Here is a 24,790-nt window from a genome sequence, read left to right on the forward strand (position 1 = left end):
GGAGACGGCGCTCAGGTGCGGGGTTCACCTTCGCGATACTTGGGATGATCTGCGGGAACCACGAGGACAAACCGTCGGAGAACGCTGTTGATCCGGCCGACGATTCCGTCCGGCATCAAGAACACGATCGCGATCAGTACCGCGCCGAACACCACTCCCGACACGGGGCCGTCGGTGACGCTTCCGGTGTAGTACGGCAGGAACACCACTGCCGTCGCCCCGACGATCGGGCCGAATTGCGTTGCGATTCCGCCCAACACCAGTCCGGTGATGAACTCGATCGACTTCATCAACGAAAAGGACTCGGGTGAGAGCGCGCCGATGTACATCGTGAACAGCGAACCTGCCAGACCGGTGATCGCGCCGGAAAGTCCGAAAGCGAGAATCTTGACCCGCGCGACGTTGATGCCGTTTGCACTCGCCGCAATCTCGTTGTCGCGCACCGCAACCATTGCCAAACCGAATCGACTCTTGACGAGATTGCGGATCAGGAGCATGACCACTGCCAGCGTCACTACCGAAACCCAGAAGATCCAGTGATAGGTGTCCGCGCGGGTCAAACCCGTCCATTTCGGCGGGACCAGAAGATTCGCACGAACGACCATGCCGGCCGCGCCACCGGTGAGATCCCCGGTCTTGCGGATCACTTCGGGAAACGCCACAGCGACGGCGAGGGTAACGAGAGCCAGATACAGCCCTTTGATCCGCAAGGAGGGAAGCCCGACGAGAAGTCCTAGTACGAAACACAATACGACTGCCATCGGGATTGTGGTCAACGGCGAGTATCCGCGATCGACGATCAGAACGCCGGTCGTGTACGCGCCGAGGCCGAAGAAGGCAGAATGGCCGATCGACAGAAGTCCGGTGTACCCGCTGACGATATTCAGTCCGGCGATGGCAATCGCGATGATGAAGACACTCGTGAACTGCCCTACGCGAAACGGCGCGCTCTGCGACACGAGGAGCAGGGCACAGACGGCAGCCACCAGCAGAACCAGTTGGAGTATCCGGTACGACGTCGATCCGGCAACCACCACGCGCGGTCGCCTGACTGCCTTTTCGGCGACCGCGGGTTCATTTCTCTCGGCAAGCGTCGTCATACCCGCTCCAGTTTCTTGGTACCGAACAGTCCATTGGGTCTGACGAAGAGGATCACCACGATGATCAGTAGCGCGGATGTCTGCTGCAGCGAACCGCCGATGACCGAAATGTAGCCGCTGAGCATCGATTCCAGAACACCGATCGTCAACCCACCCACAACTGCGCCGACAAGACTGTCCAGACCGCCGAACAGCGCTGCCGCAGATGCTGCGATGAAGATCGGGAACATGGTCGTGAGGCCGAGTTGTTGCGGCGAGAGCGGAGTGACCAGGACACCGGCCAGTGCGCCGATCGCTGCCGCAACACCCCAGCCGATTGCGAGTATCCGGCTGGTCGGAACTCCGGCGAGAGTGGCAGATTCGGCATTGTCCGCGACGGCACGCATGTGCAGACCGACTCTCGTCTTGCGAAAGAGCAAGGACATCAACACAAGTAGGACAACGAGCGCAACCAGTACGCCCAGTGCGTCGCCGTACACGCGCGCGCCGCCCACCGAGATGTAGTCGGTGGGACCGTTGGGAAACGGGCTCGGCATGATCTTCGTTTCGCTCCCCCACAACATTCCGGCCAACGAGTTGAGCCCGGTGAACAATCCCAGTGCCACTATCAGCACTGCCATGTCACTTCTACGTTGAACCGGCCGGATGAGCAGACGCTCCATCAACGCCCCGAGCAGGAAGCCGAGAGCGAGAGCCGCTCCGATCGCGGCCCAGATCGGCCAGGACATCGTTGTGAGCCACCACGCCACGAAGGTTGTGAACAGGGCCAACTCGCCCTGAGCGAAGTTGATCGTGCCGGTGGCACGGAACACCACCACGAGTGCCAGCGCGAGAATTGCGTAGATCGATCCGTTGGTCAATCCGGAGATGAGTCGTTCGAGAAAGAGTGTCACCGTTTACTCCTGGTACCCGAGATAGGCGCTGCGCACGACGTCGTCGGAACGAAATTCCTCGGGCGTGCCGGCAGCGACGATGGTGCCTACGTCGAGCAGGAAGACCTTCGACGCGAGTTTCATCGCGAGATCGGCATTCTGTTCCACGATCAGCAGTGCAGTTCCGTCGCTCCGGTTGATAGCACCGAGTGTGTCGAACAATTCGGCGATGACGATGGGCGCCAGACCCAGGCTCGGTTCGTCGCACAAAAGCAGGGTGGGACGGCTCATCAATGCCCGCGCGACCGCGAGCATCTGCTGTTCACCGCCTGACAGCGAACCTGCCAACTGTGTGGACCTCCTCGCGAGCACCGGAAATGTCTCACACCACCGCTCGATGTCGGCCTCGATCTCCGCCTTGTCGTTGCGAAGCGCAGCGCCGACGAGCAGGTTGTCACGTACCGACAGTTGACCGAGAGTTCCACGGCCCTGTGGGACAAGGCTGACGCCGGCGGCCACGGCGCGTTCAGGTTTGGATCCGAGCGGCGAACCGTTGAAGGTGATCGTTCCCTGGTGCGGAATCAATCCGGCAAGCGCACGCATCATGGTGGTCTTGCCGGCACCGTTCGCGCCGAGAACGACAGCGACCCCGCCGGGTTCCACGTCGAGCGAAACCCCGTGCAGTACATTGCCTCGCCCGTAACCGGCATGCAGATCATCGACGCTCAGCAGGCTCATGCCGCTCGCCCCAGATAAGCATTGATCACGGCGTCGTTCTGCTGGATCTCCGCCGGAGTACCTTCAGCGATCTTGTGGCCGAAGTTCAGTGCGACAACGTGATCGGAGATACCCAGCACCAATCCCATGTGATGTTCGACCAGAAGCGCTCCGAAGCCGAAGTCGTCGCGGAGCGAGACGATCAGTTCTCCCAGCTCCTTGACTTCGCTGTGTGTGAGCCCGCCGGCGGGCTCGTCGAGCAGAAGCAGCGAAGGCTCGGACATCAATGCTCGTGCCAGTTCGACGCGCTTGAGTGTTCCGAACGGAAGGCCTGCTGCCGGCGCGTTCGCGACGTCGACGAGTTCGAGGCGTTCGAGCAGGTACCAGGCCTTCTCTCGCAGTTCTCGGACTCGGGCGCGCGCTGAAGGCCAGCCGAGAACCCCGCTCGCCAGTCCGAAGCGGCCCCGAGACGATCCGCCGACCATGGTGTTGTCGAAGACGCTCATGCCGCTGAACAGTGCGAGATTCTGGAAGGTCCGAGCGATCCCTGCAGATGCCAATGCATAGGGCCGCAATCCCAAGAGGTCGGTTCCTTGCCAGGTGATGACACCGCGACTCGGTTCGTAAATCCTTGTGATGCAGTTGAACAGCGTGGTCTTACCAGCGCCGTTCGGCCCGATGAGTCCGCAGATCTGGCCGGCGTGGACGTCGAAGCCGACGACGTCGAGAGCCGTGACTCCGCCGAATTCGATCGATACATCGGAGAGCGTGAGTACGACCGGGTCATTCGCGGGTTGTGCGGGTGGTGTGTTTCCAAGCATTGGTTTCACCTCCTCGTGACACTTCAATTAACAGTGTGATAGAGATTACTACAGTAAACAGAGGCACTCCGTCAACGTGCGGCCCCCGATCCGGAGCCGAGAAGGGACATCATCGTGAGGTCCAACAACATTCACGCAGTCGACAGCGGCGGGGGCCCAGACGTCAGGGACTACAGCCCGGTCGACGCTCTCGTCGCCAAGCAGGAAATCTACGAGGTTCTGGCTCGTTTCCTCCGAGCTGCCGATCGCGGAGACGTCGAGGACGCCAGGCGGTGTTATCTACCCGGCGCAACCGAAGACCACGGGGGTGTCTTCACCGGCACCGCCGACGACTACATCGACCACATCGCCGGGGCCATCACTCACCCACGGTCACTGACCACCCACGCAATGACCAACGTCCTGATCGAACTCGACGGGGACACAGCACACGTCGAGTCCTACGTGCTTGCCTTCGCACGAATCAAGCACTCGGACGGCATAGCCGACACACTCACCTCGGCGCGCCTGATCGACCGCTTCGGCTACGAGGACGGCAGGTGGGGAATCCGCCACCGCGCCCTGCGGTGGGACTGGAACCACGACATGGCCACAGCCGAAGGCTGGATCTTCGGGATGCTCGCGCCTGAAACGTCCTTGAAGAAGAGCAAGAAATTTCCCGACGACCTCATCTACACCCGGCAGACACAGGAGCACTCGTGACAAGGTTTCGCGGAACGCCGATAGAGGGCGCGACTGTCCTCGTCACCGGCGCCAATCGAGGGCTCGGCTTGGCCTTCGTCCAACAGGCGAAGTCGATGGGTGCCGCCAAAATTTATGCAGGGGTGAGAAATCCCGACGAGGCGCCCGCCGAGCTGCGATCCACCGGAGCGCACATCGTCGAACTCGACGTGACCGATCCAGGACTCGTCGATGCAGCGGCCAGGGAGTGCGGTGACACCACAGTGGTCGTCAACAATGCCGGACTGTTCACCGGGAATCGGTTGATCGAGGCCTACGACCAAGCGGCTGCGCGAGCCGAGATGGAGGTCAACTACTTCGGGCCTCTGACGATGATCCGCGCCTTCGCGCCGGTACTCGCCGCCCGCGGCGGAGGATCGATAGTCAACGTCCTGTCGGTGGCCGCAATCGCTCCGACCGCCTTCATGGGTGGCTATTCACCGGCCAAGGCGGCTGCTCTGTCGCTCGGCGGCATCGCTCGCGCCGAACTCGAACCGCACGGCATCACCGTCACGTCGTTGATCGTCGGCAGCGTCGACACCCGCATGGCGTCACATGTTCAGGGCCACAAGGAAAACCCTCTCGACATCGCGGCAACCGGACTCGCCGCCATGCAACGCGGCGAGTGGACGTGCGACACCGATTTCATGGCAATCGACGCGCGTGCGCGCCTGGCCCGCGACCCGATTCGGTACGAACGCGGACTGGGCAAGCTCCTCTTCGCCGGCGAACTGACCACCCGATCATGAGCGATCCGATTCGTGTTGCCCAGTGGGCGACCGGCGCCATCGGCAAGACGGCGCTACGCGGAATCATCGATCGTCCCGACCTCGAGTTGGTCGGCCTCTACGTGTACAGCGACGCCAAGGCGGGTCGAGACGCCGGTGACATCGCCAGACGAGCACCGACGGGGGTGATCGCTACACGCGACGTGGACGAGATCATCCGCTCGCGCCCACAGGTTCTCATCCACAGTCCGCGGTTGCAGATTCCGTACGAACGCCACGACGACGATCTGTGCCGTCTGCTTCGCGCCGGGATCAACGTGATCACGACGGCCGGGCAGCACTTCCCCCGCGCACACGGCACCGAACGCGAGCACATGTTCGCCCAAGCATGCAAGGAAGGCGATTCGACGCTCTTCGGGGTCGGCGTGAGCCCAGGTGTCATCGGCGAGCGATTGGCGTTGGCGCTGACGGGAACATCGATCGAACTCGACCGAATTACGATCGACGAGGTGCTCGACGCTCGCGGCATGCCTGACCCCGACTTCGCGTTCACCGTCATGGGAATGGGTTCGCCCCCGGAGGAACTGGACGGAACCGGGCCGTTGCCCTCGCTGTACGCGTCGCTGTACCTCGAGACCATCGCGTTCATGTGCGAGCGCCTGGGCGTCACCTACGACGAGGTCGTGTCCGATCACAGGGTCGTTCCGGCACGTACGGATCTCGACGTCGCCGCCGGACGCATCGCCGCGGGAACCGTCGGAACCACCGAATGGCGCTGGCACGCAATGGTCGACGGAAAGCAGTTCCTCACCCTCGCCATCATCTGGACCATGGAACCTGCTCGCGACGAATACGCGGGACGGGACCAATGGGAAGTCCACCTCTTCGGCAAACCCGAGATCGTGATGACCGTCAACCTGGTCGAACCACAAGATCCGAACAGTCGCACGACAGCCGGTCAGTTCATCACTGCAGGCCCGGCACTACGCGCCGTCGAGCATGTACTCGCTGCTCCCGCCGGCATTTTCGAACCCCCTGTCTTTGCCCCCTTCAGATTGGAGCATTCAGCATGACAACTCAGCCGACGGCCGTAGGTTCGACTGCCACCCGTGAACCTGCCACCGGTGAACCTGCCGTCCGTGAACCTTCCGTGAACGCGCTCCTGCCCGACGGTCGCCCCGTGCAGAATCTGGAAGACTTGCTGCGCAGCCGGGCGATTGCCAGTCCGGAGAGCACCGCCGTCATCTCCGATGACGGGCGTACCAGTTTCCGTGAACTCGACATCGAAACAAATCGTGTCGCGAATGCACTTCTGCGCGATGGTGTTCGACCCGGCGACCGGGTGGCGTACATCGGGGCCAATGCACCGTCTTTCCTCTCCGTCCTGTACGGATCTTCGAAGATGGGCTCGATTCTGACGGCCGTCAACAATCGGCTGGCACCGGGCGAGGTCGGCTACATCCTGAGCAACAGCGAGCCGACCGTCGTCGTACTCGGAGCAGGCGATGAGGGCCTCTCCGACGTCGCCGCGGCGGTCGGTAGCGTCCGGACCGTCGTCACGGTGGACGGTTCCGGAAACTCGATCTCGTGGAACGACTGGCTTTCCGGTGTCGGCGACGACGATCCGGGGTCGTCGCGCCGCCCCGACGACACAGCGCTGATCTTCTACTCGTCGGGAACCACCGGTCACCCCAAGGGAATCGAACTCACCGGCGCCAACCTCGGCCGTGCCCTCGCCACCATGTATCACCTGCTCGATCTCGACACCGACTCCGTGGCTATGTGCCCGGTTCCGTTCTTCCATGTGGCCGGACTGGGTCTCGCCCTGGTCACGACGCTCGGCGGTGGCGCTCTACTGCTCGAGACCATCGCCGGACCTCTCGAACTCGTCGCGCTGATGCAGGAGTACAAAGTCACGCATGCGGTCGCCGTTCCCGCGGTGATCAGCGTCCTGACCTCCCTTCCGGCTGTGCGCGAGGCAGATTGGAGTGCCCTGCAGTTCCTGGTCTACGGAGCCGCGCCGATGCCACTGCCCCTGTTGCAAGACGCGACCGAGGTCTTCGGGTGTAGTTTCCTGCAGGCATACGGACTCACCGAGTCGACCGGCGGCGTCACCATGCTGACCCCGGAAGATCATCGGGCGACCGACGAGTCGACCGCGCATCGGTTGAAGTCCGTCGGGCAGCCGATGTTCGGAGTGCCCATCCGCATCGTCGATCCCGTGACGCTCGAAGACGTCCCGGTCGGTACCCGCGGCGAGGTCGTCATCGGCGGCGCTCACGTCATGAAGCGTTACTGGCGTAACGAAGCAGCCACTGCGGCCACCATGTTGGACGGTGACTGGCTTCGCACCGGAGACGGCGGATCGTTCGACGAGGACGGCTATCTCTACCTCCACGACCGCCTCAAGGACATGATCGTCTCCGGCGGTGAGAACGTCTATCCGGCCGAGGTGGAGAGTGTTCTCTCCGGGCACCCCGGCATCCGCGAGGTGGCGGTAGTCGGCGTTCACTCCGATCGGTGGGGTGAGACTCCCCTTGCCGTAGTCGTTCGAGCTGCTGATTCGGATGCAACCGAAGCGGAGATCATCGAGTGGTCACGCGAGCGACTGGCTCACTTCAAGTGCCCCAGTGCAGTTCGGTTCATCGAGGAGCTGCCACGCAACGCTAGCGGGAAGCTGCTCAAGACTCGTTTGCGACAGGACTTCGCTTGAGTCCATGACACGAATTCGGGGCCGGTCGCTTCGAGCGATCGGCCCCGAATTCTGTCGTTCGATGTGAAGCACGCTCAGCGTGGGTGAATCCGGAACTCCACGCCGCCGACACTCAGCCCGGGCTCGACGGCAGACGCGCCGCTCGACGCCGCCAGATCGATTGCAGTGAGCATCGACCGCTCCCCCGGAACGAACGACACGACGCGTGATCCCAGCCTGATCGAGAGTGGTTGCGCCGAGACCGGTTTCTTTCCGAACACTTCGGCCCACAGCGTCGCCGTCCTGGCCGGATCGGGCGAGGACACGTCGACGCCGAGGATGTCGTCGACCCAGGGATCGAGGGAAACCTCCTTCTCCGTCTCATCCCAGAACCACTCGTCGGCGTCGGGAATCTCGTCGAGTTCTACGAGCAGTCCGAGATCACCGGGATGAAGTTGGACGATCCGGTGACCGTAGGCCTCGAGATCTGCCACCGTCCGAACATCCGCCGCAGCTGCACGTTCCAGATAGGGCTCGATGTTCGAAACCTGGATCGAGAGTGCATAGCCGCCCTCCCCTCCGCCCTTGCGGATCCATCTCGCCAGCGAGACCTTCTCGTCGAGCGGCGCGACGATCTCGAGAAATGCCTGCGGCCCGACGGCCAAGGTCTCGTCGGCCAAACCGATGTCTTCGAGCAGTGGATCCGCGAATCCTGGTGCCAGATTCAATGCTTCGCGCAATTGGTGACCGGTCTTGTCCACGTCTCGTGCACCGATCACCACCTGTCGCAGGATCTCCCACGTGCCCGCGTCGTGCGTGCCCGTCACAGTCCGACCGCTTCGGCGGCGGTGTCGGCACTCTGCCAGCGTCGGAGCTCGGCGCCCGGAGCCCACGTCGAGTGCGTACCACTCGAAATTCGTTCGGGAAGGCGAAGTTTACACAACGGTCCGTCTCCGACGCGGGCAGCGTCGAAGATCAAGCAGAAGGACGCATCCTCGTTCATGTCAGTGGTCAACGTGATGAGATAGCCGTCGTCTTCGGCGGTACCACCCACGCGCGGCGCCATCGAAGTCTCGCTGCCGTACACACCGTCACCGAAGGAGAATCGTTCCTCGTTGCCCGTCAGCAGGTCGTGTTTAACCAAGCCGTCGAACAGGAACCACGACGGTTTACCCGAAGCCGCATAGGCGTATCGGTACTTCTCGCCCGCGAAATTCCCGTTCATCATGCCGAATTCGGTGATCGAGTCACTGAGTTGCTCCTCACGCGTGGCTCCGGTGACCAGGTTCAAACGCCAGCGGTGAAGCCGGGTCTGCATACGATCGAGAGCGAGGAAACGGAAGGCGCGCTCCCACTGATTGCCCATACCGTTGTCCGACGGTTCCGGATCGCCCTGGTAGAAACCGTCCAGAACAATCTCGTCGCCCTCTTCATAGGCGTTCACGAAGTGCAGGACATAGGTCGGATCGGCTTCGAACCACTTGATGTCAGAGGTATTTCCGCGGCGTGGGATGACTCCGAGACGCAGCGGGATATCGGGATGGAAATTCGCGACGTGCGCGCCCTTCTCCAGCAGAACCGGATCCCAGAACAAGGGGCAGTCGTTGAGGATCGCGTAGTTCTCCGTGAAGGCCATGTCGTGCGGCAAGCGCGGACCGGGAAGTGGGACGTCGACGTAGTGGACCAACTCGTTGGCCGAGTCCACGACGCCGTAGTGCATGTACGGCGCTTCCTTGCTGTAGTTGAAGAACAGCATTTCTCCGGTCTTGTCGTCCACCTTCGGATGCGCGGACACACCCCATTCGAAGGGGAACTTGCCGTTCCAGCTTTCCTTGCCGAGTGTCTCCGCCGACATCGGATCGAGACGGTACAGATCTCCGCACTGGTAGAAGCTGGTGAGAGCAGTCCCCCGGTGAACGACGACGTCGGTGCTGGACGCGTCCTTCATCCGGGTGCGCGCACCCTTGCCGCCCTCGGGGCGACTGAGTTTGGGAGACTCGGCAAGCCCGGCCCACAACGCAGCGCCGGCATCCTGCTCGGCCGCCAAGCCGTCGGTACGTACGAATCGGTTGCGGTAGAACGACTCTCCGTCGCGAAAGCCCACGATGTGAATCATGCCGTCACCGTCGAAGGGGTGATACGCCTTCATCGAGGGATGGAGCGGATTCTCGGTGTTACGCAGGTAGACACCGTCGAGGTCTTTCGGAACCTCACCGAATACGACTTCGAGGTTGTCCGCTTTGAACTCGGTGGTCTGGGGTTGCCACGGGCCGGTGCGATACGGGTGATCGTCATCGGCGGGAAGGGTGGACAACAACTTGCCTACGATTTCGACGTCCATGGAATTCTCTTTTCGACTGATTGGGAAAGGCTGGGTTGGGCTGCACTTTCAGGAAACTGCGTCGACGACAAAACTGACGGTGGTGGCCGTACTTCCACCGAAGTTGAGCGTCGCAAAGCGGCTCGCACCCTCGACTTGGAAACCGCCGGCCGTTCCCGTCACCTGATGGGCCGCGTCGAGAAGCATTCGAACACCACTGGCACCCACCGGATGACCACCGCCGATCAGACCGCCGCTGGGGTTGATCGGTAGCTTGCCGCCCATGGCGATGTCACCACTCTCGATGGCTTTCCACGACTCGCCGGGCGCGGTCAGACCGATGTGGTCGATCGCGAGATACTCACTCGCCGTGAAACAATCATGTGTTTCGATCCCGTCTATCCCGGCCAGGTCGACTCCGGCCCGGGAGAAGGCACCCATCACCGCATCCCGAACGTGTGGCATCACGTAGGGATTATCGGCGTCGCGGGCCAGCTTCTGCTCGAGACCTAAACCAACTGTCCGGTGACCCCAGCCCGCGATCTGGGCCAGCGGAGTCGCCGCGGCATCAGGATGCTCTCGGAGGTACTTGTCCGTCACCAGCACAACCCCGGCGCCACCGTCGGTCACCTGACTGCAATCGAATCGTCGAACACCACCTTCCACAACAGGATTGGTGGCGTCGCCGCCGCCTGCATTCCCGAGTAGATCGGGCACCGCCCAACCGCGTGTCTGCGCGTTGGGGTTGTTTTTCGCGTTTGCGAAGTTGATCTGCGAGATCGCGCGAAGGTGAGATTCGTCGATCCCGTAACGCCGCCCGTACTCCTTCGACACACGGTCGAACATGTACGGCCACATGAATTTTGCTTCCTGACCTTCGTGTCCGACCCAGGCTGCAGCGCCCAGATGGCCGGCCGCGTCATCACCCGGAACCGTCTTCTCCAGTTCGATACCCATCACCAGAGCCACGTCGTAGTTGCCGGCGCGCAGGTCTGCCATCGCTGCAAGTACAGCGATACTGCCCGATGCGCACGCCGCCTCGTGCCGAGACGAGGGCACACCCCACAGGTCTGGATGCACGGTGGCGGGCATCGCGCCCAGCTGACCTTGGCCGGCAAACAATTGACCGAAGGCATTACCGACGTGGATCACCTCGATGTCGGTGGCAGGAACCTTCGCCGCGTCCAGGGTGTGGTTCACCACCTCTTCGGCAAGGTTCGCGAAATCGAGTTCCTCACGGGTGAAGTTCCGTGCGAAGTCGGATTGGTACCCGCCGAGAATCCAAATGTTCGAAACAGTCATGACCTCTCCCCTTGCCGATCCGGCCTCGGTGACGTCACCGAGATACCCGCGCAACGGCGGTTGTAATTTCACCGCAACCGTACTACAACTAGCAGAGTAACTCTACTAATTGAAGGGTTGAAAATGACTGATGCTTTTGTCCTCGACTACGTGCGCACACCGCGCGGCCGAGCATCGACGCGAGGTGCCCTCCACGAACACAGCCCAGTCGATCTTGTCGTCCACCTGGCCAAGGCTTTGCAGGGTCGAACGAACCTCGCCGCAGAACAGATCGACGACGTCGTTCTCGGTTGCGCATCGCAAGTGGACGAGCAGGGCGCGAACATCGCTAGAACTGCCGCACTCCTTGCCGGTTGGGGCGACTCCGTCCCCGGCGCGACCCTCAACCGATTCTGCGCATCCGGCGTCGACGCAGTCGGCCAGAGCGCGGCCCGCATTCGCGGCGACGACGTGTCCCTCGTCGTGGCCGGTGGCGTCGAAAGCGTCTCCCGGACTCCGATGTTCAGTGATCGCGGACCGCTGTGGACCGACCCGGCAACCATCGCGCAGATCGGCTCCATCCATATGGGTGTTGCCGCCGACTTGAATGCCACGATCGAGGGGTACTCCCGCGACGAGTTGGATGCATACGGCGTCGAAACCCAACACAAGGCTGCCGAGGCCTGGCGCAACGGCGCATTCGAGCGGTCCGTTGTGCCAGTTCCCGGCAGAAATGGTGAAGCCGGAATCGCGCACGACGAACTGGTCAGGGCCGACACGACGGCAGAGGGACTCGCAGCGCTGCCTGCCGCCTTCGAAGGGCTCGGCGCCGCCGGTCAGGATGCACTCGCGCTCGCTGCCTATCCCGAGGTAGGAAAGATCGAACACCTGCACACCGTCGGATCCTCTCCCGCCATGGCCGACGGCGCAGCGCTCCTACTCCTCGGATCCGAGAAAGCCGCGGCGAGAGCCGGCCTGACCCCTCGCGCACGGATCATCGGATCCGCCTCGACTTCGGTGAATCCGGTCCTCATGCTCACTGCGGGTCAGAGCGCCGTGGAGGCAGTCATCGCGCGAGCCGGGCTTCGTCCACAGGACATCGACGTGTTCGAGTTCGCAGAGGCCTTCTCCGCGCTATGCCTACGGTTCCGCCGCGACCTGGACGCCGGGCCGGACCGCATGAACCCCAACGGAGGCACGATGGCGATGGGCCATGCATTCGGCGCCACCGGAGCAATTCTCGTCGGCGCATGTGTCGACGAACTGGTACGGAGCGACGGTCGCTACGGTGTGGCCGCGGTCAGCGGCGCCGCCGGTGTCGGAGTCGCGGTGCTCGTCGAACGGATCGCCTCATGACCGTCAGTTCACTCTCCGGCCGCGTTGCCGTCGTCACGGGAGGGGGTAAGGGCCTCGGCCGTGCCGTCGCACTGCATCTCGCGAGCCGAGGGGTCACGGTGATCGTCAACAATCGGAATCGCACACTCGATTCGAGCGGCCGAGGCCCCGCAGATCAGGTTGTCGACGAAATCCTCGAAGCCGGTGGACAGGCCGTCGCCAACCACGACGACGTCACCGACCCCGACGTCGGCCGAAAGTTGGTGGACGACGCTCTCACTCGGTTCGGACGACTCGATTTCTGCATCACCAGCGCCGCGGTCAGCGGTCCACAGATGCTTCATCGCACCACCGCCGAGAACCTCAGCACCGTCATCACGACAAACGTCGTCGGAACCGCACTGGTCGCCGCCGAAGCCTCCCGAGTGATGCGCGAAGCCGGATTCGGGCGCATCGTGATGATTGCCTCGACCGCAGGACTGCACGGAGAACCCACCGTGTCCGCCTACGCCGCCAGTAAGGGTGCCGTCATCGCACTGGGCCGCACCGCGGCCGGCGAAGGCGCGAGTCGCAATGTGTTCACCAATGTCGTACTGCCCTATGCCACTACGCAGATGACCGAGTCCGGAATGGATCCACGATTCATCGACATCATGGGGGCCGACCTGGTAGCCCCGGTGGTCACTGCTCTCGTCGATCCCGAGTCCACGACCAACGGGCAGGTGATCGTCACCGCAGGTAACGGAGTGCGTTCGGCCGACGCCGTCGAGGGCTCGACCGAATTCTTACCCACCACCACAGAACTCGATGCCAAAGCGCTCGACGCACTGCTCGTGACCAGCCGGCTCGGCACTCCTCACACCTATCCGAGCGCACAGGAAGCCTTCGCGGACTTCGCTTCCGAACTGCTCGACCACCACAATCAGAAAGCGCGCGCATGACCGACATCCCACTGGACGACCTTGCACTGAACTTCGGTGTGAGCGCACTCGCCGTGCTCGTCTTCATCGCAGTCGTGATGGCCGTAGCCATCCGCATGAACAATCACTCGATCATCGACATCTGTTGGGGGCCCGGCTTTGCCGTCGTCGCCGCCGTCTCGTACCTGACGTCCATCGGATCGGACGGCAACGATCTGCGTCGCCTCGTCGTGCTGGCACTGACCGTGGTGTGGGGAATGCGACTCGGCCTCTACATCGGCTTCCGAAACCGTGGGCACGGGCAGGACAAGCGCTATACTGCCCTGCTCAAACATCAACAGGGACCGCTGGTTCCGTTCCTGATTCGCAAAATTTACGGCCTCCAGGGCGTCCTCATTCTCGTGGTGTCGCTGCCCGTCCAGTTCGCGATGTACGAGTTTCGCGCCCTCGGAGTCCTCGGCGCGATCGGCATCGCGGTCTGGACCGTCGGCTTCGTCTTCGAATCGGTTGGAGACTACCAACTTTCCCGCTTCAAAGCTGATCCGGCCAATGCCGGGAAGGTGATGGACCGTGGGCTCTGGGCCTGGACCCGCCATCCCAACTACTTCGGTGATGCATGCGTCTGGGTCGGACTGTTCATCCTCGCGCTTGGTGATTTATTGGCGCTGATCACGATCGTCTCTCCGATCGTCATGATCAAACTGCTGGTGAGCTACAGCGGTAAGGCCCTTCTCGAACGCGGCATGCGCAAGAGCAAGGGGCAGGCCTACGACGACTACGTCGCCCGGACCAGCGGATTCTTACCTCGTCCACCCCGTCCGGCACGAAACCACGCGTCGTGAGCGCCCCCACGAGTGGTCTCGCCGACGTCTTCGATCTGGAATCGACCGGCCCGGACCGGTGGCAAGGGTCGAACGACGGCGTTCGTCTACCTCAATTGTTCGGCGGCCAACTGGTAGCCCAGTCGATTCTCGCAGCCGGGCACACGGTTACCGACGGCAAAGCGATCAGTTCCGTCCACACCCACTTCCTTCGCCCGGGATCGACGGAGCATGCAACCGAGTTCTCGGTAGATCGACTTCGCGACGGAAGACGCCTGTCCACCAGAGGCGTCGACGTCCACCAGGACGGACGACTCGTCTGCCGTTCCACGGTCTCTGCCTCCTCGATCGACGAGGGCATCACTCACAGTCGCGCAGTACCTACCGCACTCCCGCCCACTGAGTGCGTGACGTTGCAAGAGTTGGCCGAGGCAGACGGTGGGTTGGGTGAGGTGTGGGAGGAGTTCTCCGCCATCGAGATTCGTGTTTCCCCCCTTGATTCGCACTCCCCCACCGCGCATTCGGCGGCGCCTCCGCGCAACATCTGGATGCGTTCGGCTCAGCGGCTGAGCGACGATCCACTGATTCACGTGGCTGCTCTCGCTTATGCCAGTGATCTGATGCTGATGGCAACCGCACTGACTCCGCACGGCTACGACATCGGGCAGGAGCACTCGCTCGACACGGACTGGACTGGTGTGTCCCTCGATCACACGATGTGGTTTCAACGCCCTGTGCGAGCGGACGAGTGGCTGCTCTTCGAGCACGCGACCCCCACAGCTCACGCCGGCAGAGCAGTCGTGAATGCGGCGGCCTTCGATCGATCCGGACTCCAGATCTGCCAGATCACTCAGGAAGCGTTACTCATTGCCCGCACCGAGTGATTCCCGACTCTTTCTGCAGACCATTCGGTACGGTCTCGCGGTGCCGCAGGGTTCGCGGCCTATGATTTCGGGGTGGTACGAGTGAATGCAGCCGGATCTTCGACACCCACCGCGTCGGCGGGCGTCACCGAGTTGCCTGCCGGCGGTCCGAACGCACTGGCCGTCACGCTCGGGTTGTTGGGGGACGAGTGGAACCTCTGGATTCTGCGATTCGCCCTGTTGGGGTCGCGGCGATACAACGACTGGCTCGCCCTCGGGGGAATCTCCAACTCCGTATTGTCCTCACGGTTGGCGGTCCTGACGGCCGGCGGAATGCTCGAGCGTCGTGAGTATCAGCAGAACCCGCCCAGGCACGAATACTCGGTCACCCGCAAAGGGCAGTCGATCTGGCCCGTCCTCATCACCATGTGGTCGTGGGAGAAGCAGTGGGCGCCCAATGAAACCCAGCCGCTTCCACCACTGCGGCACAGCACCTGCGGAAACGACTTCACCCCGATCCTGCGCTGCAAGGAGTGCGGCGAGGACGTGGACGTACGATCCCTGGACTCCCAAATGGGTCCGAGTGGGGACTTCTCACGCAGTGTCCCGGAAGCAACATCGCGGCGACGCTCCACCAAGTCCGAACGCCGTCCGGAAATTCTGGCTCACACGATGGAACTTGTCGGCAATCGCTGGTCAGCGGCGATCATCGGTGCAGCTTTCCGAGGCGCTCGCCGCTACGGGGAGTTCGCCGAGATCACCGGTGCACCACCGGCAATAGTCGCGGATCGCTTGAAGCACCTCACCGAGATCGGTGTAATGGAAACGCGTCCGCTTCCGGGTCGCCCACAGTGGTCGGAGTATCGACTCACCGCCAAGGGCACGGCGTATTTCCCCGTGGTGATGTGCATGATCTCCTGGGGTCAGCGTTGGTTCAGATCCGCGGACGGCCCGGACATCGTTCTCCATCACAAGGCCTGCGGTAAACGGTTCGAAGCGCGCTTGGGTTGCAGTGTGTGTGGTGAAGAGTTGAGGTCTTCGGACATCGAGGCCGTCGACCTCACCACCTCGGTTCACGTACCCGGGTCCGGTTGGTCCTGAGGTCCCCGCTCAGCCGGCAGTGCGGATCCGGTCGAAGCTCCGGCCTCGGTGTTCGAGCGGCAGCCTGTCCCCTCGCCCGAACAGTTTGTTGCGCAGCGTTCCCTCATCGTAGTCGTCCTGGTAGGCACCTCGTTTGGTCAGCTCCGGAATCACATGCTCCACAATGTCTTCGAAGGTTCCGGGAGTCACCGCGTACGCGAGATTGAAACCGTCGACGTCGGTCTCGGACACCCACTCCTGCAACTCGTCGGCGACCTCCGCGCCGGAACCGACAACGATCGGGCCGAGCCCGCCGATGCCCGCCCACTCCGCGATGTCCCCCACCGTCCATTCGCCACCTTTCTCGTCGGCCTGACGAAACGATGCGACCGCGGATTGAATGGCATTGCTCTCGACGTTCCCGATCGGCTCGTCCGCTCGGTATCCGGAGAGGTCGATTCCCATCCACCCCGAGGTGAAAACGAGCGCGCCTTCACTACTCGCGTAGCTGCGGTAGTCCTCGAGCTTCGCCTGGGCCAACTCAGGGGTTCGGTCGGTGATGATCGTCAACAGTGTGTAGATGCGGGCCGAGTACGGATCTCGCCCGACCTTCGTCAGTTCGTTTCGGATTCGAGCAACGGTGTCTTTGAGAATCGCCTTTGTCGGTGCACCCACAAAGATCGCCTCGGCATTCTCGGCGGCGAACCGCACCCCACGAGGCGACGCGCCGGCCTGGAAGATGACCGGCGTCCGCTGCGGAGAAGGTTCGGAGATGTGGATGCCCGGAACCGTGAAGTGCTTGCCTTCGTGCTCGATCGGATGAACCTTGGCGGGGTCCGTGTAGACCCCGGTGGTTCTGTCACGCACCACCGCGTCGTCTTCCCACGACGTTTCCCACAACTTGTAGAGAACTTCGAGGTACTCGTCCGCGTGGTCGTAGCGATCGTCGTGCTGGAGTTGGTCGTCCTCGCCCATGTTCCGCGCGGCCGAGGGGAGGTATCCGGTGACCACGTTCCACCCGATTCGCCCGTTCGTCAGGTGGTCGAGGGTGCTCAAGCGCCGAGCGAACGGGTAGGGATGCTCGAAAGCTGTACCTGCGGTGATCCCGAAGCCCAAGTGCTCGGTCACGGCAGCCATCGCCGACGCCAGCAGTAGCGGGTCCGAGACCGGTACCTGCGCGCCCTGCCGCAGCGCTGCGTCGTGATTGCCGCCGTACACGTCGTACGTTCCCAACACGTCAGCCAGGAACAGCCCGTCGAATCGTCCACGCTCGAGGAGCTTCGCCAACTCCGTCCAGTACCTCAGATCCGTGTACCTGGACGACTGGTCCTCCGGGTGGCGCCACAGACCTGGCGATTGGTGGGCGACGCAGTTCATGGCAAAGGCGTTGAAGCGGATTCTGCGGGTCATTCCCGCACGATGCCGTGCCTGCTCCGCGGTGAACACCATTGCGATCAGTGCGATCGGTACGGCTCCTGCTTGCACCCGGCGATACCGTCGACTTCGCGACCTCGTCGGCGGGCCGCTACACTGACTAGCGCAGCTGTGACGCCCGAGGCTTCGTGCCGACAGGTCGAGCGGACGCAACAGCAGTATCGAGAAGCGAAAACCCCGGCAGCACAGGGTTTTCAGCGCTTGTCGGTACGCTCCCCGCCCTCGTAGCTCAGGGGATAGAGCATTCCTCTCCTAAAGGAAGGGTCGCAGGTTCGAATCCTGCCGAGGGCACCAGGTGGGACTCTCCCCACATCGGCGCCACCAACGTGCCATTCTTGACTTCATGACGATGCCTCACTCCACGGCTACTCCCCCGAAGAACATGTCTTTGATCCCGGGTGGGACGTACTGGATGGGCTCCGAAGATTTCTATCCGGAAGAACGCCCAGTTCACCAGGTCACAGTCGACGGATTCTGGATGGACACGACGGCGGTGACGGTCGCCGAGTTCCGACGCTTCGTGAAGGCAACCGGCCACGTCACCACTGCGGAAATCGCCCCGGACGCCGCCGACTATCCCGACGCCGATCCAGCCCTCCTCGTCCCGGGATCGTTGGTCTTCAATTCGCCACCCGGCCCGGTTTCACTTGACGACTACACCCAGTGGTGGTCGTTCACTCCCGGCGCCGATTGGCGCCATCCCGAGGGCGCCGACAGCAACATCGGGGGACGTGAACGGCACCCCGTCACCCACGTGTCGTACTTCGACGCCCAGGCCTACGCCGCGTGGGCCGGCAAGGAACTCCCGACCGAGGCCGAGTGGGAGTTTGCCGCCCGCGGTGGACTCGATCGCCAGGCGTACGTGTGGGGCGATCACGACTCTCCGGGCGGGCGGCCCGGTGGCAACGTGTGGCAGGGCCAGTTCCCCTGGGAGAATCTGCTCGAGGACGGTTACGAGCGCACCGCTCCGGTCGGAAAGTTCCGGCCCAACGGCTACGGACTGTTCGACATGGCCGGGAACGTGTGGGAATGGACGGCCGATCACTACACGTCCGACCACGCCCACAGTTCCAAGAACGTCGCGCCGGCCTCGTCGTGCTGCATTCCTCGTAATCCCCGAGCGGAGTTCGCCACGGAGGCGTTGGCGGGCGAACCCTACGCACGACGGGTGATCAAGGGCGGCTCACATCTGTGTGCACCGAACTACTGCCTGCGCTACCGCCCTGCCGCGCGGCAGGGCGAATCCGAGGAGTCCTCGACCTGCCACGTCGGCTTCCGGTGCATCATCCGCATTCCGCAGACGTAAATCAGAAGGGCACGTCTCCGAGGATTGCCACCCGCTCCATCACGCGGCGATGAGGGAAGTAATCACTCGCTGCGTAGTGCTGGGTAGCCCGGTTGTCCCAGAAGGCAATGGAATTCGGCGCCCACTTGAAGCGGCACTGAAAGTCCGGGACCTTGACCTGCGCGAACAGCAGGTTGAGCAGATCGTTGCCTTCGACAGGATCCATGTCCGGAATGTGGGTGGTGAAAAGGCTGTTGACGAACAGAGTCTTACGCCCGGTCTCCGGATGCTTACGCACCATCGGGTGCAGGACCGGCGGGTACTGCTCCTTCATCTGTTCCAACTTCTCCGGGCTCATGCCGCGTCCGAAGGACGGCACAAAATCGTGGATGGCGTCCTTGCCGTCGATCAAGTCCTTGATCTCGTCGGGGAGGCAGTCGAAGGCGTTACCCATATCAGCCCAGAGCGTGTCACCACCGGCAGGCGGTACGTCGATCGCCCGAAGTACTGAACCGAGCGGCGGCGTCTTCGTCCAGGTGACGTCGACGTGCCAGATGTTCTCCGTTCCTGGACTGTCCTCTCCGCGTTCGAATCTGACGACTGCCGGGACCTCTCCCTGCGGGAGAAGTGGATGAACCTCGAGTTCACCCCAATGGGCCGCGAAGTCACGATGATTCACGCTCGAAATCGGCTGGTCCCGAAAGAACACGACCTTCCATTCGAGGAGGGCCCGACGCACGTCCTCGATCTGCTCCTCCGACGGATCATGCAGGTCGATGTCGCTGATCTCGGCACCGATGAACGGTGTGACGGGTGTCAGAGTGAACCGCTCGTACGGCCTCGATTCAACGCCTTCCGGGTTTCGCCTCATTCCGCGTGGTCCGAATTCGATTGTGTGATTGCCGATTTGGACTGTTCGTGAGGATGTAAGGGTAGCCATCGAATGACTCCGTCCTGTCGTGTCGTGTCGCGGGGTCACACGTCAGTCGACGCGTGCACCCGCTTTGCTCGTGTGCGTTTGTGTGCGCTTCGGGGCGCGGTCAGTGCTCCTACCGCGAGATCGACCAGATGATCCACTGTCGTATCGAAATCTGCCTGCACAACCGGGTTTTCGTCTTCGCGGCGCTGCTCGAAGATTGCCAGAGCGGAGACGCTCATGTTGAACGTCAGATCGATCCGTTCGACCGCGACGCGGCGAGATAGATGCGGCAACGCCCGCGTCAACCTGACGACAACTTCGTTGATCCCCTCGCTGACCTCGCGGAACTCAGCACTCTGCGTATCCACCGACGGTGAGATTCGGGCAATGAACCTCGCATAGTTGGAACCGTCGACCGTCGCCAGAAAATCTGCCAGCGGGTACAGAAAGGCTTCGACCAAAGCACGGACCAAGTCGGTCCGCCCACTGGCGTCGATGTCGTCGAGATACGTCAGTCGCGCTGCGTTGATCTGATCCATCCGATGCCGGAATACGGCCAGCACCAGACCGTCTCGCCCACCGAAGTGATACTGAACTGCAGAGTTGTTGCGCTGCCCGGCCGCAGTCGCCACGTCCCGCATGGACACTTCGTGAATACCTTGCTCGGCGAACATCCGCTCGGCGACGGCGATCATGGCGTTCTTGGCATCCAACGAGGCGGGCATACACCGACCATATAAGTCACTGTCTTAATTCCGCAAGCCCCATCCCCTGTGCGCGGTTAGGGAGTGCAGGGACTCCTTAACCACTCACGGGGGTAGTTGTCCCAGTCAACGAGACATACGCCGCCAACTGAATTCCGATCGATACGCTCCAGATTAAGACGACTGCTTAATCCGCCCGGTTTTGCACACGCCAAGGAGCCTGCTGGTGAATCGCCATTCCATTCCGATCATTCCCGAGACGCCGAACGTCGCGGCCGCCGTGTACTACCCCGATCAGAATCCCCCGTACACCCGCCCGGAACCGCTTCGCCCGCCGGCCGGGGCCCCGAACGTGCTGCTGATCATGATCGACGACGTCGGATTCGGCGCACCCTCCGCGTTCGGTGGCCCGTGCCGCACCCCCACCGCCGAGCGTTTGGCCGAAACCGGCGTGAAATACAGCCGATTCCACACCACGGCTCTGTGCTCGCCGACGCGTGCCGCCACACTGACCGGGCGCAACCACCACAGTGTCGGTATGGGTGTCATCTCCGAAATGGCCAACGCGGCACCGGGATACAACGGGACCCGCCCCGCCTCTGCCGCCACGGTCGCACGCGTCCTACAGGGAAACGGCTATGCGACAGGTGCTTTCGGCAAGATGCACCAGACCCCGACGTGGGAGACCACCGCTGCCGGGCCGTTCGATCGGTGGCCGGTCCGTGAGGGTTTCGACAAGTTCTACGGTTTCCTCGGTGCCGAGTCCGACCAGTTCACCCCGGTTCTCTACGAGGACTTCACGATGGTCGACTTACCCAAGACACCACAGGAGGGTTACCACCTGTCAGAGGATCTCGTCGACCACGCGATCGAATGGATCGAGGGCGTCAACACGATGGACCCCGACAAGCCGTGGTTCTGCTATCTCCCCTTCGGTGCGTGCCACGCTCCACTCCAGGTTCCGGACCGATACCTGAACAAGTACGTCGGCGAATTCGATCACGGGTGGGATCGCCAACGCGAGATCACCCTCCAAAAGCAGAAGGAACTGGGCGTCGTCGCTCCTGATACCGAATTGGCCCCGTGGGCTCCAGGGCTCCCACACTGGGACGAACTCGACGACGACCAGAAGAAGGTCTCGGCCCGTTTGATGGAGTTGTACGCGGCGTTTCTCGAGCACACCGACGACGAGGTAGGCAGGCTCGTCGACCGGTTGCAGGACATGGATGTACTCGACAACACTCTGGTGCTCTACATGATGGGTGACAACGGCGCTTCCGCGGAAGGCGGGATGGAGGGCTCGTTCAACTACCTCGCCGGCCTCAACGGTTACAAGAGTGCGACATCCGACGTACTGGCGCGCTACGACGAATTGGGGACCGAAACCAGCTACCCGCACTATCCGGCGTCGTGGGCTCTGGCTCTCGACACCCCTTACCAGTGGGCCAAGCAGGTTGCGTCCCACTACGGCGGTACCCGAAACGGTCTGATCGCCCACTGGCCCAAGGGGATCGACAAGCCAGGAATCAGGGAGCAGTGGCATCACTGCGTCGACATCACGCCGACAATCCTGGAAGCTGCCGGCATTCCGGCACCGACCAGCGTCGACGGGGTCACCCAGAAACCGATGGAAGGCGTGGCGATGAACTACACCTTCGCCGAGCCCGACGCCGAAGAGCGCCACACCACACAGTATTTCGAGATCTTCGGCAACCGCGGAATCTACGATCACGGTTGGACCGCAGTCACGGCCCACCGCGCACCCTGGCTGATGGCCACTCACGGCCTCGAGCTCACACCGATGAGCGAGGACCGTTGGGAGCTGTACGACACCTCGGTCGACTGGTCGCAGGCCCGCGATCTCGCGGACGAGCATCCCGAGATCCTCGCCCGGCTCAAGGAAAAGTTCCTCGTCGAGGCGGCCAAATATCAGGTGCTGCCGCTGGACGACAGAACGGTCGGTCGCCACGCCACCGCGGAATCACGACCCCCGCATCCGATGATGGGCCGCAAGACCCTCACGCTGTACCCACACATGAACGGTCTGGTCGAGAAAGCCGCGCCGACGTTCTTCAACCGCTCGTACACGCTGACCGCAAGTCTGGGTAGCGTCGCCGACGGCATGCTGGTCAGCCTCGGTGGCCGGTTCGGCGGATTCGCTTTGTACATACTCGATTCCGTCCCCGTCTACTGCTACAACTTCAGCGGCGGTGGTCGGACCTTCGTGCGTGGGCGCAACCCGCTGGCACCCAATGCACGCGAGGTGTCCGTCCACTTCGAGTACGACGGCGGCGGAATCGGCAAGGGTGGAACCGCAACCCTGAGCGTCGACGACGAGGTGGTCTCCGAAGGCCGGATCGAGAAGACCACTCGGGCGATCTTCAGCATGAACGAACAGCTCGACGTCGGCATCAACCGGGGAAGCCCGGTCGCGGAAGAGTTCGCGGACAAGGGCACGTTCCGCTACGGCGGCAAACTCCACAGCGTGACCGTCGACTTACGATCCACCCGAGATGTGGTGTCCGCAGAGGAACGGGAGAAAATCTCACTCGCCGTGCACTGATCGACCAGGCGACGCTCGCCGATTGTGCAGCCGCGCGCGATATCTGCCGTGCGGCTGCACAATCGCCCTGCGTCTATCCGACCGTGTACATCTGCAGGCACGGCCCCACCGGGCGAGCTTCCAGGATGTCGCGGGCCTTCTCACGCGCTGCGTTGAACTCCCAGGGTGCAGTGGTGCCCGGCACTCCGAATCGATATCTGCTCAAGGCACATGAACGCTGCGGTTCCGGTAGACGATCCAAGGCAGGTACCGCGTCGACGGAGAGCCCGCGTAAGTAGGAAACGTCGATGCTCTTGCCGCCCTCGAACCGTTCCACGTTCTTTTGCGCGATGTACGCGCCGGGGTTGAACACCGCGAAGGCCAGCAGCGCGACGGCCGAAGTGGCGAGAACAGCTGTGGGCAGCCACTTCCCGGACATCCGAATACCTGCGACGAGCAACAACACGAACACGAAGCCAAGAAGCAGCTCTGTCGCGAAGACGCTGACCCGGAGCACCGTGAAACCGTACTGATTCTCGTACAACCACATCCGGTGCACAGCGGACGCCACGATCACCAGGCTGAAAACACACAGGGCACCCAGCAGTCCGCGGGCAAGACGCCTCGATCCAGCGTCGCGGCGGTCGATGTACCGCACTGCGACGGCGATGACGAGCAGCGTCAGCACGGTAACCGCCATGAGCTGCCAGAAACCCTCACGCGCATAGTCCGCATAGGTCAGTCCATCGGTCACCTGTACGTGCTCGTCTCCCCCGAACAGCGTCTTCGTCTGTACTGCAACAAAACCGAGGAACAGCACGTTGAGTACTCCGAGCGGGACCGCCCACTCCCACATCGGCAACGGCGTCGCCTGCGCAGGTGCAAACGCGTCCACCGTCGGCGTTCTGCGGCGCAGATACACCGCAACCAGCGTGCCGAACGCCATCACGACGCCGGCAAAGATCCGTGCTCCCGGGTTCGACACCGAGATGGCAGGAGCGAAGCCGTCGAAGATCTTCGCGAACTCCGGATCCGCACTCACGAACAAAGATCCGAAAATCAGCAGGAGAAGAATCGATACTGCGCTTACGACGACAACTCGCGCCGCCGGCACCCGCGGAGCAGAGCGGGTAGCAAGTTTTCGACGACGAACGAAGTTGACCGTCCGGTGCGGTGCCCGCCAGGGAGCGACCGTTCCCAGAAGTATTCCGGTCCACGTCCGCCCGCCGATCAGAGTCCACGTGAACAGAACCCACGCAGCTACGACGCAGAGGAACACCAACCACTCCGCACCGCGAACGGCGGCAACACCCAGCAGTGCGAGCATCCCGATGGCGGCGACCCACTGCGTCACGGTCATCCGCGGCGGCGTCAGAATCCCGAAGACGATCACCACACCGGCACCCACGATCACGTACGCGATACTCGCGAACCCTGGGTCGAGGATCAGGGCCGCAAGCACCCCTACTGCGGCCGCGCCGAGGAGCATCGAGCGGGTGGCCATCGAAGTGCGATCGGGACGCCAGAACCGGCTGGAACGCTTGGGTTTTACGGCCGGCATCGGCGGTTTCGGTGGAATTACTATCGGAGCGCTCATGTGATCTCCTATGTGTCTGGTTCAATTTTTCAGGGTCGG

At 62.6% G+C, this 24,790-nt stretch carries 22 protein-coding genes and 1 tRNA gene; 12 read left to right on the plus strand and 11 right to left on the minus strand.

What is annotated here, in order from left to right; genetic code table 11:
- Positions 1 to 11 precede the first annotated feature (11 nt).
- From P0M12_RS04505 to P0M12_RS04520, 4 genes are read right to left on the minus strand one after another with little or no spacing between them, the layout of a single operon-like run.
- The gene (locus P0M12_RS04505; RefSeq protein WP_277377479.1) at positions 12 to 1,100 is read right to left on the minus strand and encodes a branched-chain amino acid ABC transporter permease; all 1,089 of its coding nucleotides are present in this window, start codon (positions 1,098 to 1,100) and stop codon (positions 12 to 14) included.
- Positions 1,097 to 1,993 carry a branched-chain amino acid ABC transporter permease gene (locus P0M12_RS04510; RefSeq protein WP_003940241.1) on the minus strand — a complete coding sequence of 299 codons (897 nt, stop codon included), beginning with the start codon at positions 1,991 to 1,993 and terminating at the stop codon, positions 1,097 to 1,099. Before P0M12_RS04510 ends, P0M12_RS04505 begins: the two co-directional genes overlap by 4 nt.
- Before the next feature lie 3 nt (positions 1,994 to 1,996).
- A complete protein-coding gene (locus P0M12_RS04515; RefSeq protein ID WP_003939931.1) occupies positions 1,997 to 2,710 on the minus strand; it encodes an ABC transporter ATP-binding protein in 714 nt (237 codons plus the stop codon).
- Entirely contained in the window at positions 2,707 to 3,510 is an 804-nt protein-coding gene (locus P0M12_RS04520; protein WP_277377480.1) for an ABC transporter ATP-binding protein, read from the minus strand. The genes P0M12_RS04515 and P0M12_RS04520 overlap by 4 nt, the downstream gene beginning before the upstream one ends.
- Positions 3,511 to 3,624: 114 nt before the next feature.
- Between P0M12_RS04520 and P0M12_RS04525 the strand changes: the two genes are divergently transcribed.
- Genes P0M12_RS04525 through P0M12_RS04540 form a run of 4 tightly spaced genes read left to right on the plus strand, consistent with a single transcriptional unit; the run spans position 3,625 to position 7,671 of the window.
- Positions 3,625 to 4,212 carry a nuclear transport factor 2 family protein gene (locus P0M12_RS04525; protein ID WP_042921371.1) on the plus strand — a complete coding sequence of 196 codons (588 nt, stop codon included), beginning with the start codon at positions 3,625 to 3,627 and terminating at the stop codon, positions 4,210 to 4,212.
- Positions 4,209 to 4,979, plus strand: coding sequence for an SDR family oxidoreductase (locus tag P0M12_RS04530; RefSeq protein ID WP_021345218.1), 771 nt, complete (start codon positions 4,209 to 4,211; stop codon positions 4,977 to 4,979). Before P0M12_RS04525 ends, P0M12_RS04530 begins: the two co-directional genes overlap by 4 nt.
- Complete coding sequence (locus P0M12_RS04535) at positions 4,976 to 6,031, plus strand: hypothetical protein (RefSeq protein WP_064074012.1); 1,056 nt, start codon at positions 4,976 to 4,978, stop codon at positions 6,029 to 6,031. The genes P0M12_RS04530 and P0M12_RS04535 overlap by 4 nt, the downstream gene beginning before the upstream one ends.
- The gene (locus P0M12_RS04540) at positions 6,028 to 7,671 is read left to right on the plus strand and encodes a long-chain-fatty-acid--CoA ligase (RefSeq protein WP_277377481.1); all 1,644 of its coding nucleotides are present in this window, start codon (positions 6,028 to 6,030) and stop codon (positions 7,669 to 7,671) included. The genes P0M12_RS04535 and P0M12_RS04540 overlap by 4 nt, the downstream gene beginning before the upstream one ends.
- 74 nt (positions 7,672 to 7,745) lie before the next feature.
- Here P0M12_RS04540 and P0M12_RS04545 read toward each other — a convergent pair whose 3' ends face one another.
- Genes P0M12_RS04545 through P0M12_RS04555 form a run of 3 tightly spaced genes read right to left on the minus strand, consistent with a single transcriptional unit; the run spans position 7,746 to position 11,272 of the window.
- Positions 7,746 to 8,477 (minus strand): hypothetical protein, encoded by a 732-nt coding sequence (locus P0M12_RS04545; RefSeq protein ID WP_021345221.1) that lies wholly within the window; start codon positions 8,475 to 8,477, stop codon positions 7,746 to 7,748.
- Complete coding sequence (locus P0M12_RS04550) at positions 8,474 to 9,991, minus strand: carotenoid oxygenase family protein (RefSeq protein ID WP_030534915.1); 1,518 nt, start codon at positions 9,989 to 9,991, stop codon at positions 8,474 to 8,476. The genes P0M12_RS04545 and P0M12_RS04550 overlap by 4 nt, the downstream gene beginning before the upstream one ends.
- A 48-nt stretch (positions 9,992 to 10,039) precedes the next feature.
- Positions 10,040 to 11,272 carry an acetyl-CoA acetyltransferase gene (locus P0M12_RS04555; protein ID WP_064443882.1) on the minus strand — a complete coding sequence of 411 codons (1,233 nt, stop codon included), beginning with the start codon at positions 11,270 to 11,272 and terminating at the stop codon, positions 10,040 to 10,042.
- A 123-nt stretch (positions 11,273 to 11,395) separates the two neighbouring features.
- Between P0M12_RS04555 and P0M12_RS04560 the strand changes: the two genes are divergently transcribed.
- The 5 genes from P0M12_RS04560 to P0M12_RS04580 all read left to right on the plus strand — a co-directional run bounded on the left by P0M12_RS04560 (position 11,396) and on the right by P0M12_RS04580 (position 16,291).
- Positions 11,396 to 12,607: an acetyl-CoA C-acyltransferase gene (locus P0M12_RS04560; RefSeq protein ID WP_042921373.1), complete on the plus strand. Its 1,212-nt coding sequence runs from the start codon at positions 11,396 to 11,398 to the stop codon at positions 12,605 to 12,607.
- Positions 12,604 to 13,527: an SDR family NAD(P)-dependent oxidoreductase gene (locus tag P0M12_RS04565; protein WP_064443881.1), complete on the plus strand. Its 924-nt coding sequence runs from the start codon at positions 12,604 to 12,606 to the stop codon at positions 13,525 to 13,527. The genes P0M12_RS04560 and P0M12_RS04565 overlap by 4 nt, the downstream gene beginning before the upstream one ends.
- Positions 13,524 to 14,348, plus strand: coding sequence for a DUF1295 domain-containing protein (locus tag P0M12_RS04570; RefSeq protein WP_064443880.1), 825 nt, complete (start codon positions 13,524 to 13,526; stop codon positions 14,346 to 14,348). The genes P0M12_RS04565 and P0M12_RS04570 overlap by 4 nt, the downstream gene beginning before the upstream one ends.
- Positions 14,345 to 15,211 carry an acyl-CoA thioesterase domain-containing protein gene (locus P0M12_RS04575; RefSeq protein ID WP_277377482.1) on the plus strand — a complete coding sequence of 289 codons (867 nt, stop codon included), beginning with the start codon at positions 14,345 to 14,347 and terminating at the stop codon, positions 15,209 to 15,211. The genes P0M12_RS04570 and P0M12_RS04575 overlap by 4 nt, the downstream gene beginning before the upstream one ends.
- Positions 15,212 to 15,292: 81 nt before the next feature.
- Positions 15,293 to 16,291 carry a helix-turn-helix domain-containing protein gene (locus P0M12_RS04580; RefSeq protein ID WP_030534921.1) on the plus strand — a complete coding sequence of 333 codons (999 nt, stop codon included), beginning with the start codon at positions 15,293 to 15,295 and terminating at the stop codon, positions 16,289 to 16,291.
- A gap of 9 nt (positions 16,292 to 16,300) precedes the next feature.
- Here P0M12_RS04580 and P0M12_RS04585 read toward each other — a convergent pair whose 3' ends face one another.
- Positions 16,301 to 17,680 carry an LLM class flavin-dependent oxidoreductase gene (locus tag P0M12_RS04585; protein ID WP_065455489.1) on the minus strand — a complete coding sequence of 460 codons (1,380 nt, stop codon included), beginning with the start codon at positions 17,678 to 17,680 and terminating at the stop codon, positions 16,301 to 16,303.
- Between the two features lie 242 nt (positions 17,681 to 17,922).
- Between P0M12_RS04585 and P0M12_RS04590 the strand changes: the two genes are divergently transcribed.
- Positions 17,923 to 17,998: transfer RNA gene (locus P0M12_RS04590), tRNA-Arg, on the plus strand.
- A 49-nt stretch (positions 17,999 to 18,047) separates the two neighbouring features.
- Positions 18,048 to 19,010, plus strand: coding sequence for a formylglycine-generating enzyme family protein (locus P0M12_RS04595; protein WP_042451091.1), 963 nt, complete (start codon positions 18,048 to 18,050; stop codon positions 19,008 to 19,010).
- 1 nt (position 19,011) lies between these two features.
- Here the strand turns inward: P0M12_RS04595 and P0M12_RS04600 are convergent, their stop codons facing one another.
- A complete protein-coding gene (locus P0M12_RS04600; RefSeq protein ID WP_030534931.1) occupies positions 19,012 to 19,929 on the minus strand; it encodes a TauD/TfdA family dioxygenase in 918 nt (305 codons plus the stop codon).
- A gap of 35 nt (positions 19,930 to 19,964) precedes the next feature.
- Positions 19,965 to 20,633 carry a TetR family transcriptional regulator gene (locus tag P0M12_RS04605; RefSeq protein WP_193595050.1) on the minus strand — a complete coding sequence of 223 codons (669 nt, stop codon included), beginning with the start codon at positions 20,631 to 20,633 and terminating at the stop codon, positions 19,965 to 19,967.
- Positions 20,634 to 20,838: 205 nt separating this feature from the next.
- Here P0M12_RS04605 and P0M12_RS04610 point away from each other — a divergent pair, with 205 nt between their 5' ends.
- Entirely contained in the window at positions 20,839 to 23,175 is a 2,337-nt protein-coding gene (locus tag P0M12_RS04610; RefSeq protein WP_277377483.1) for an arylsulfatase, read from the plus strand.
- Between the two features lie 73 nt (positions 23,176 to 23,248).
- Here the strand turns inward: P0M12_RS04610 and P0M12_RS04615 are convergent, their stop codons facing one another.
- Positions 23,249 to 24,751, minus strand: a complete 1,503-nt coding sequence (locus P0M12_RS04615; RefSeq protein ID WP_325066343.1) for a DUF4173 domain-containing protein — start codon at positions 24,749 to 24,751, stop codon at positions 23,249 to 23,251.
- Positions 24,752 to 24,790 lie beyond the last annotated feature (39 nt).

The organism is Rhodococcus sp. RCBS9 (assembly GCF_029457415.1).
Classification (GTDB): domain Bacteria; phylum Actinomycetota; class Actinomycetes; order Mycobacteriales; family Mycobacteriaceae; genus Rhodococcus_F; species Rhodococcus_F qingshengii.

Coding starts and splice junctions, on each gene's coding strand:
- P0M12_RS04505 (WP_277377479.1), bottom strand. CDS start 1,100: ATGACGACGCTTGCCGAGAGAAATGAACCCGCGGTCGCCGAAAAGGCA.
- P0M12_RS04515 (WP_003939931.1), bottom strand. CDS start 2,710: ATGAGCCTGCTGAGCGTCGATGATCTGCATGCCGGTTACGGGCGAGGC.
- P0M12_RS04520 (WP_277377480.1), bottom strand. CDS start 3,510: ATGCTTGGAAACACACCACCCGCACAACCCGCGAATGACCCGGTCGTA.
- P0M12_RS04535 (WP_064074012.1), top strand. CDS start 4,976: ATGAGCGATCCGATTCGTGTTGCCCAGTGGGCGACCGGCGCCATCGGC.
- P0M12_RS04540 (WP_277377481.1), top strand. CDS start 6,028: ATGACAACTCAGCCGACGGCCGTAGGTTCGACTGCCACCCGTGAACCT.
- P0M12_RS04550 (WP_030534915.1), bottom strand. CDS start 9,991: ATGGACGTCGAAATCGTAGGCAAGTTGTTGTCCACCCTTCCCGCCGAT.
- P0M12_RS04555 (WP_064443882.1), bottom strand. CDS start 11,272: ATGACTGTTTCGAACATTTGGATTCTCGGCGGGTACCAATCCGACTTC.
- P0M12_RS04560 (WP_042921373.1), top strand. CDS start 11,396: ATGACTGATGCTTTTGTCCTCGACTACGTGCGCACACCGCGCGGCCGA.
- P0M12_RS04565 (WP_064443881.1), top strand. CDS start 12,604: ATGACCGTCAGTTCACTCTCCGGCCGCGTTGCCGTCGTCACGGGAGGG.
- P0M12_RS04570 (WP_064443880.1), top strand. CDS start 13,524: ATGACCGACATCCCACTGGACGACCTTGCACTGAACTTCGGTGTGAGC.
- P0M12_RS04585 (WP_065455489.1), bottom strand. CDS start 17,680: ATGACCCGCAGAATCCGCTTCAACGCCTTTGCCATGAACTGCGTCGCC.
- P0M12_RS04595 (WP_042451091.1), top strand. CDS start 18,048: ATGACGATGCCTCACTCCACGGCTACTCCCCCGAAGAACATGTCTTTG.
- P0M12_RS04600 (WP_030534931.1), bottom strand. CDS start 19,929: ATGGCTACCCTTACATCCTCACGAACAGTCCAAATCGGCAATCACACA.
- P0M12_RS04605 (WP_193595050.1), bottom strand. CDS start 20,633: ATGCCCGCCTCGTTGGATGCCAAGAACGCCATGATCGCCGTCGCCGAG.
- P0M12_RS04615 (WP_325066343.1), bottom strand. CDS start 24,751: ATGAGCGCTCCGATAGTAATTCCACCGAAACCGCCGATGCCGGCCGTA.